The organism is Streptomyces cahuitamycinicus (assembly GCF_002891435.1).
In the GTDB taxonomy this organism is placed as follows: domain Bacteria; phylum Actinomycetota; class Actinomycetes; order Streptomycetales; family Streptomycetaceae; genus Streptomyces; species Streptomyces cahuitamycinicus.
In genome coordinates, this window is record NZ_POUC01000417.1 from 1 (window position 1) to 6,941 (window position 6,941).

Consider the following 6,941-nt stretch of genomic DNA (forward strand, 5'->3'; position numbering starts at 1 on the left):
TTCGAGGACTGGTCGGGGGGCGGGGGGTACGGAGCGTCCCCGCGGCCGCAGCCGTATCCGTCCGGACCGGGAGCGCAGGCGCATGAGCCGGAGCCGGAGCCGTACGCGTCGAATGCGCCGCAGCCGCAGCCGCATGAGCCGTACGGGTCGTACGGCTCCGTCCCGGACGAGACGTATCTGCCGCCCGCCGACGAGGAGACGGTGGCGCTGCGGATACCGGATCCGCCGCCGGTAGCCGGCGACTCCACGTCGGGCTCTGCGGCTTCTTCCGCCTCACGGCGGGACGGATCCGCCCAGGGGGGCCGCGCGGCCCGCAGAAAGGCCGCCAAGCGCCGTCATGGGCGCCATGGCGGCGCGTCGGACACTCCGTCGGCCACCCACGCCCACGCCGACACCGGGACCGGTGGCCGTTCGCGGGCGCCGTTGTCGCGGGTCGAGGCACGGCGGCAGGCGCGGGCGCGCAAGCCCGGCGCGGCGGTCGTCGCGAGCCGGGCGATCGGCGAGGTGTTCATCACCGCCGGCGTGCTGATGCTGTTGTTCGTCACCTACCAGCTGTGGTGGACGAACGTCCGGGCGCATGCCCAGGCCGGCAAGGAGGCCAGCAGCCTGCAGAACGACTGGGCGAGCGGCAAGCGCAACCCGGGGGCCTTCGAGCCGGGGCAGGGCTTCGCCATCCTGCACATCCCGAAGCTGGATGTGGTGGTCCCGATCGCCGAGGGCACCAACAGCAACGGTGTGCTCGATCGCGGCATGGTCGGCCACTACTCCGAGGGTGCGCTGAAGACGGCGATGCCCGGTGACAAGACCGGGAACTTCGGGCTCGCGGGTCACCGCAACACCCACGGAGAACCGTTCCGGTACATCAACAAGCTCGCGCCGGGGGATCCGATCGTCGTGGAGACGCAGGACGAGTACTTCGTCTACAAGATGGCGTCGATCCTGCCGGTGACGCCGCCGAGCAACACGAGTGTTCTGAATCCCGTGCCCACGGGGTCCGGATTCACCGAGCCCGGCCGTTACATCACGCTGACGACGTGCACGCCGGAGTTCACCAGCAAGTACCGGATGATCGTCTGGGGCAAGATGGTCGAGGAACGGCCGCGCAGCAAGGGCAAGCCGGATGCGCTCGTCAGTTAAGGGCAGATGACCAGTGGCAGCGACCACCGACACGGATCACGAGAAGCACACCGGCGCGGCGTCGCGTCCGCCTGCGGCACGTCGCAGGCCTGGCCCGGTCGCCCTGGCGGTCAGCTTCTTCGGGGAACTCCTCATCACCGCGGGCCTGGTCCTCGGCTTGTTCGTCGTCTACTCGCTGTGGTGGACGAACGTGGTCGCCGACCGTGCGGCCGGCAAGCAGGCCGACAAGGTCCGTGAGGACTGGTCTCACGGCCGGGGTGGGCCCGGTGCGCTGGACACCAAGGACGGGATCGGTTTCCTCCACGTGCCCGCGATGAGCAAGGGCGAGGTCCTGATCGAGAAGGGCACGTCGAACAAGATCCTCAACGACGGTGTGGCCGGCTACTACACCGACCCCGTGAAGGCGACGTTGCCGATGTCGGGCAAGAAGGGCAACTTCTCCCTCGCGGCCCACCGGGACGGCCACGGCGCCAAGTTCCACAACATCGACAAGATCAAGAAGGGCGACCCGATCGTCTTCGAGACGAAGGACAAGTGGTTCGTCTACAAGGTCTACGGCATCCTTCCCGAGACCTCGAAGTTCAACGTCGAGGTCCTCTCCCGGGTTCCGAAGGAGTCCGGCAGGAAGAAGCCGGGTCACTACATCACGCTGACGACCTGCACGCCGTTGTACACGAGCACGTACCGGTACGTGGTGTGGGGGGAACTGGAGCGGGTGGAGACGGTGGACGGCGAGCGGACGCCACCGAAGGAACTGCGCTGACGGCCTACTTGGTGGAAGGTGGGCCGCTAACATGACAGAGGCCCGAAGCCGCAACTTTCTCTTGCGGCTTCGGGCCTTTGTGGCGGGTCGGGTCGTCACTCCAGGACGCTCAACGCCGCCCCGGCGCTCCATTCCTCCACCAGCCCCCGCTGTACGGCGGTGATGCCGCTCTCGGCCGCGATGTTGAGGGCGTCGCGGGTGAAGGGGCATGTCGCCACGAACAGGGCCACCTCGGAGTCGTGCAGGACCTTGGCCGCTCCGAGGAACTTCTGGACTTCGGGGCTGGTGATGGAGAGGTGAGGCGCGAACCTCCTGCACTGGACGACGACGCGCCGCCCGTCGGCGGTGAGCGCGGTGATGTCGATGCCCCGGTCCCTTCCGCCGCCCTGCACGACGACGTTGGTGCAGCCGTCGCGGCGCAGCAGCTCGGCGACGTGTTCTTCGAACTCGCGCCCGTTCATGGCGTCCATGGCGGCCATGACTCCGGCGAGGGGGCGGTCCTCTCGGGGGGCTTCCAGCCGCTGCAGCCGGGTGTGGTGCTGCCTCAGTCGCTTCTCGATGCGCTGGACCCCCGCCCGGAGGGCGGTGAGCTCTCGCCGGTGCTCGCCCGAGGTTTCGATCAGGGCGTTGAACAGGGGGACGACGGTCCTCCCCAGGATGTGGGTGATGCGCTGGTCGATGCGGGCGTCGAGGGAGGCGGCGTCGGTCGGGGCAGGGTTTTCCACAGGCTGTGTGCGGGCCAGGTACTCCATGTCGAGGAGGTACACACGCACCTGACGTGCGACTTCGCTGTCCCGCAGCAGCATGGCGATGTTGAGGACGGCGCGTCGGGGGAAGAGGGCGAGGGATCGGGTTCGTGACTGGATTCCACTGAGTTGCTTGAAGTAACTCAGTTCCGTCCCGGTCAGGACTCGGTATCCGCTCGCTTCGAGTTCCGCACGATGGTCGTGCACGAGGGCACGGATGACTTCCACCGTCACGGAGAAGTACGACGCCACCATCGCGGTCGTCACATGCATCCCGTCCGGCAGCAGCGACAGTGCCTTGACCCTGTCGAGTACGTCCGTGCGGTCTAGCACGCTGCCGCGCAGGGTCTGTGATTCCAGCAAGACCGTTTCGTTGATCACGTTCTGCCCTTCGGCTCGTATGGCTGGGGCGGGGTTCCGATGCCCCACCCCACCCGGTGAACGAGTCAGGACATATGAAGACACGATCGATGGACGCACGCTCTTGCGGGAATGTCGTCGGGCGTGAAGACAGAGTCCCCGGCCTTTGTGGGCCGGGGACTCTGTGGTGCGACGGTGTGGTGGGGGCGGGGTCAGTCGTCCTCGTTGCTGCCGTTGAGGCCGCCGAAGATGCCGCCGTTGCCGTTGCCGCCGTTGTTGTTGCCGCCTCCGGCGCCGACCGTCTGCAGGGTGATCGTCGTCGCTGCCGGGTCGTCGACCTCCTGGTTGGGACCCGGGTTCTGGCCGGCGACGAAAGCGTTGTCGCTCTGGTCGCTGCCGCCCGCGAACTGGATGTTGGTGAAGCCCTGCTGCGCGAGGATCTGCTTGGCCTGGCCGACCGTCTGGCCGACGACCTGCGGGACCCTGACCTTCTGCTGCTGCTTCTTCTTGCCGATCTGGATGTTGACCGACGAGTTCGGCTCGACGGACGTGCCGGCCTGTGGCGTGGTCTGGATGACCTTGCCGACCTGGTTGTCGTCGTCGGTCTCCACCTCGGTGCAGTTGCCGACCAGGTTGTTGCCCTGCATCTGCTGCTTGGCGGCGTCACAGCTCTGGCCGAGCACGTCCGGGACGGTGGACTTCTCCGCCTCCTTGGCGACGGTCAGGGTGATCGTGGAGCCCTTCTCCTGCTCCGTGTCGCCCTTCGGGTTCTGGTCGATGACCACGCCGGGTTTGCGGTCGGACTCCTCGGTCTTCTGCTCGACCTTGAAGCCCTTGCTGTCGAGTTGGGCCGCGGCCTTGTCGTAGGTCAGGCCCGTGACGTCCGGCACCGTCTCCTTCGGCGCCCCCGTCGACACGACCAGGGAGATGGTGTCGCCCTTGTTGACCTCCGCCTTGGGCGCAGGGTTCTGGGAGCAGATCTTGCCCTTGGCCTGGTTCTCGCAGGGCTTGTCGGTGAAGCTCAGTTCGAGGTCGGAATTGGTGGCCAGCTGCTGGGCGCCCTTCTTCGTCTCCCCGATGAAGTTGGGTGCTTCGACCGCGTCGTTGCCCACGCCGCCGTCGCCGCTGAACGCCCACCGGCCGATCAGGATCGCTCCGACCAGGACGAGGATGCCCGCCACCACCAGCAGGATCGTGGAGGTGTTGGACTTGCGCTGCTGGCCGCGGCGCCGGTCGGGGCGGTCGTCGTAGCCGTAGCCGCCGTCGTCCGGGTTCATGGGGGGCAGCATGGACGTGGCGCCCGCGCCGGAGTCGGCGCGCAGGGCGGTCGTCGGCTGGTCGTCGGGGTAGCCGCCGTAACCGACCGCGCCCATCGCGGCCGTGGCGGCGACGGGCTGGCCGTCGAGGCAGGCCTCGATGTCGGCGCGCATCTCGTCGGCCGACTGGTAGCGGTAGTCGGGGTCCTTGACGAGCGCCTTCAGCACGATCGCGTCCATCTCGGGCGTGATCTCGGGGTCGAAGACGCTCGGCGACTGCGGTTCCTCGCGGACGTGCTGGTAGGCCACGGCCACCGGGGAGTCGCCGACGAACGGCGGACGGACGGTCAGGAGCTCGTAGAGCAGGCAGCCGGTGGAGTACAGGTCGGACCGGGCGTCGACCTGTTCGCCCTTGGCCTGCTCCGGGGAGAGGTACTGGGCGGTGCCGATGACCGCGGAGGTCTGCGTCATCGTCATGCCGGAGTCGCCCATGGCGCGGGCGATGCCGAAGTCCATGACCTTGACCTGGCCGTTGCGCGTCAGCATGACGTTCGCCGGCTTGATGTCGCGGTGGACGATGCCGGCGCGGTGGGAGTACTCCAGGGCCTGGAGGATGCCGATGGTCATCTCCATGGACCGCTCCGGCAGGAGCTTGCGGCCGGAGTGGAGCAGTTCACGCAGGGTCGAGCCGTCCACGTACTCCATGACGATGTACGGGATCGACACGTTGTCGATGTAGTCCTCGCCCGTGTCGTAGACCGCGACGATCGCGGGATGGTTGAGCGAGGCGGCCGACTGGGCCTCCCGGCGGAACCGGGCCTGGAAGGAAGGGTCACGCGCGAGATCCGCGCGCAGCGTCTTCACCGCCACGGTGCGGCCGAGGCGGGTGTCATGCGCGAGGTAGACCTCCGCCATGCCACCACGCCCGAGCACCTGGCCCAGTTCGTACCGGCCGCCGAGGCGACGCGGCTCTTCCATAGCTACCTACCAGCCCTCTCCGTCGGTCCCGACCGGCATGCTTGTACGGTCGGAGGCTGCCGTCCGGGCCTACCGTACCCGGCTCGCATTGTGTGACCTGGCCAAGCCCGTCAGCCGATACAGGACCGGTATCGCAACGTGCACCGATGTGAAGCAGGCGTGAGCGGGGTCACTTCTTGCTGTCGATGACCGCCTCCATCACGTTCCTCGCGATCGGGGCCGCGAGGCCGCCGCCGGAGATGTCGTCACGGACGGCGTTGTCGTCCTCGATGACGACCGCCACGGCGACCGGCGCGCTGCCGTCCTCGCCCTTGGCGTAGGAGATGAACCACGCGTAGGGGTTCTCGCTGTTGTCGACGCCGTGCTGGGCGGTACCGGTCTTGCCGCCGACCTTGACCCCGTCGATCTTGGCGTTCGAGCCGGTGCCCTTGTCGACGACCGTCTCCATCATGGACTGGAGCTTCTGGGCGTTCTCCGCCGACAGCGGCTGGCTCAGTTCTTCGGGGTCGGTCTTCTCGATCGGGTCGAGGCCGGGCGACTGGAGCTCGTCGACCATGTACGGCTTCATGAGCTTGCCGTCGTTGGCGACGGCGGAGGCGACCATCGCCATCTGCAGCGGCGTGGCGGCGGTGTTGAACTGGCCGATGGACGACAGCGCGGTCTGAGACGGGTTCATGTTGTCGGAGAAGACCGAGGCGTTGGCGCGGACCGGCGTGAACTGCTCCTCGTCGAAGCCGAACTTCTTGGCCATGTCCAGCATCTTGTCGTTGCCGAGGTCGGAGCCGATCTTGCCGAAGACGGTGTTGCAGGAGTACTGGAGGGCCACCCGCAGTGTCGCGTTCTTGCAGGGGATGTTGCCCTCGTTGGGCAGCTTGGTGGTGGTGCCCTTCATGATCCACGGGTCGGGCGAGTCGGTCTTGGCGTCCGGGTCCGTGTAGATCCCGTCCTCGAGGGCGGCGGCAGCGGTGACGACCTTGAAGGTGGAGCCGGGCGGGTAGGTCTCGCGCAGCGCCCGGTTGAGCATCGGGTCGTCCGGGTTGTTCTTCTTCTGCAGCTTCTGCCAGGCCTTGGTGTCCGTCGTCGTGGAGTTCCCGGCGAAGGACGACGGGTCGTACGACGGGAAGGAGGCGAGCGCCAGGATCTTGCCCGTGGAGGGTTCCAGGGCGACGACGGAACCCTTGCCGCCCTGCTTCTTCAGGCCGTTGTAGGCGGCCTTCTGGGCGGCGCCGTTCAGCGTCGTGACGACGTTGCCGCCCTGCTGCTTCTCGCCTGTGAGCATGTCGAGGGTGTTGCGGAAGAACAGCCGGTCGTCGTTGCCGGTGAGGATGCCGTCCTCGATGTTCTCCAGCTGCGTGGCGCCGAATGCCTGCGAGGCGTAGCCGGTGACCGGCGCCCACATGGCGCCGTTCTTGTAGGTGCGCTTGAACTTGAAGTCGCTGTCGGACGACTCGGCGGAACCGGTGATCGGCTCCCCGTCGACGATGATGTTGCCGCGGGGTGAGGCGTAGCGCTCGATGGTGACGCGGCGGTTGTTCTTGTCGGTCCTGAGTTCGTCGGCCTTGACGTACTGGATCCAGTTGTCGCGGATCAGCAGTGCCAGAACGAGTAGGCCGCAGAAGATCGCGATCCGGCGCAGTGGCTTGTTCATGACGGGCGGACCACCTGGGTCATCTCGGCGTCGGGGTTGGCGGCGGGAGCGGG

General features: G+C 67.4%; 5 protein-coding genes. 2 read left to right on the forward strand and 3 right to left on the reverse strand.

The window, feature by feature from the left end; translation table 11 throughout:
• Positions 1-1,137: class E sortase (locus C1J00_RS35175; RefSeq protein ID WP_245936624.1), on the forward strand; the 1,137-nt coding region annotated here is incomplete at its 5' end.
• Positions 1,138-1,150: 13 nt separating this feature from the next.
• Complete coding sequence (locus C1J00_RS35180; protein WP_102913005.1) at positions 1,151-1,900, forward strand: class E sortase; 750 nt, start codon at positions 1,151-1,153, stop codon at positions 1,898-1,900.
• A gap of 95 nt (positions 1,901-1,995) precedes the next feature.
• On the opposite strand, the gene C1J00_RS35185 is transcribed toward C1J00_RS35180, so the two are convergent.
• From C1J00_RS35185 to C1J00_RS35200, 3 genes are all read right to left on the reverse strand, one after another.
• Positions 1,996-3,009, reverse strand: coding sequence for a restriction endonuclease (locus C1J00_RS35185; RefSeq protein ID WP_245936625.1), 1,014 nt, complete (start codon positions 3,007-3,009; stop codon positions 1,996-1,998).
• 209 nt (positions 3,010-3,218) lie between these two features.
• Positions 3,219-5,240 carry a Stk1 family PASTA domain-containing Ser/Thr kinase gene (pknB, locus tag C1J00_RS35190; RefSeq protein ID WP_102913007.1) on the reverse strand — a complete coding sequence of 674 codons (2,022 nt, stop codon included), beginning with the start codon at positions 5,238-5,240 and terminating at the stop codon, positions 3,219-3,221.
• A 169-nt stretch (positions 5,241-5,409) separates the two neighbouring features.
• The gene (locus C1J00_RS35200; RefSeq protein ID WP_102913008.1) at positions 5,410-6,888 is read right to left on the reverse strand and encodes a peptidoglycan D,D-transpeptidase FtsI family protein; all 1,479 of its coding nucleotides are present in this window, start codon (positions 6,886-6,888) and stop codon (positions 5,410-5,412) included.
• Positions 6,889-6,941: the final 53 nt, after the last annotated feature.